The organism is Dietzia sp. DQ11-38-2 (assembly GCF_014145055.1).
Classification (GTDB): domain Bacteria; phylum Actinomycetota; class Actinomycetes; order Mycobacteriales; family Mycobacteriaceae; genus Dietzia.
This window is the reverse complement of sequence record NZ_JAALDW010000472.1, coordinates 3,548-4,730: the sequence shown is the minus strand read 5'-3', so window position 1 is coordinate 4,730 and position 1,183 is coordinate 3,548. Positions and strand designations below refer to the sequence as shown.

The 1,183-nt window shown below is 68.9% G+C and carries 2 protein-coding genes; both read right to left on the bottom strand.

What is annotated here, in order from left to right; genetic code table 11:
• Positions 1-553 (bottom strand): FAD-dependent oxidoreductase (locus G6026_RS14820; protein ID WP_182613628.1); only part of this gene is annotated, 553 nt, incomplete at its 3' end.
• Positions 537-1,136: a GNAT family N-acetyltransferase gene (locus tag G6026_RS14815; RefSeq protein WP_107758054.1), complete on the bottom strand. Its 600-nt coding sequence runs from the start codon at positions 1,134-1,136 to the stop codon at positions 537-539. The genes G6026_RS14820 and G6026_RS14815, both read right to left, overlap by 17 nt.
• Positions 1,137-1,183 lie beyond the last annotated feature (47 nt).

The window sequence follows — 1,183 nt, the reverse complement described above, 5'->3', positions numbered from 1 at the left end:
TCTGGTCGAGCAGGGCGTCGCCGGAGGACAGGAAGGTCTGGACCGCGCCGAAGGGATCCCGGAGATCGTCCCGACCGAGGAACGCCGCTCCCAGTCGCGACGCCGTGGGACGGACGCCGAACCCCTTCATCATCCGTCCGGCCAGGACCCCCCACCGGCGGACGAATCCGCGGTACGCGCGCGCATCCGTCTCGCCGCAGGCGGCGGCGATACTCGCGCAGGTCAGGTCGAGGTCGCGATGGAAGACGATCGGGGGGTCGTCGCTGCCCGGCGGGGCGGGGGCGAATCCCCACGGGTCACAGTCCACATACCTGAGGCCGTGAGCGGCGAGGTCCAACTCTTCCGGGATACCCGTGTGTCGGATCATCAGGTGCGCTGACGACCCACGATCCGTGCGGTGGCCGGGATAGCGCTCGACCGTGGAGGTGGCACCGCCCAGGACCGTGTCCTTCTCCACCACGTGGACGTCGAGGCCGGACCGCGCGAGATACGCGGCGCAGATGAGTCCGTTGTGACCGGATCCGATCACCACGACGTCATGACGGTTGTTCACGCGAGCCTCCGTGCTGGGTGAGGGGGAGCGGACGCGACAGTACGGCGAAGGGCCGGGCGTCGCCTTCGAACCTGTAGGCCCTGAGTACATCCGAGAAGCCCAGCGACCGGTACAGCCGCCACGCCCCGTTGGCCTCCTCGGGGACCTCGGGGGTCGAGAGCAGCACGGATCGCTCCGTACGGTCCGCCAGGAAGCGGCGGAGCAGCTCCGTCCCTATCCCGCGCCCCTGATAACGGGGGGATACGTGGAGTTCCGTCAGTTCGACATAATCCGTCGGCAGCTGTCGACCCTGATCACTCAGGCCCCGGGCGACCTGCTCGTACCACCACTGACCAGGGGCGCCCCGGTAGCCGTAACAAATGGCCACCAGCGGCCCACGGGCGTGACCGAGAAACCGTCGACGCGGCGACTCGAAGGCCGCGACCCCGGACCACCCGTCTCGGTGACTGTGCTCCATCCACGCGGGGGCCCGGGATCGGATCACCTGGGGCGGGTAACCCATGGCGTCGACGTAGACACCGAGCGCCTCGGGCAGTCGGTCTCGGAACTCGCCGGCGTCCAGGCTGGTGATCACGGTGTCCATCCACCCCATCTCATCACGTGCGCGCGTTCGCGACCGGGATTGTGTCG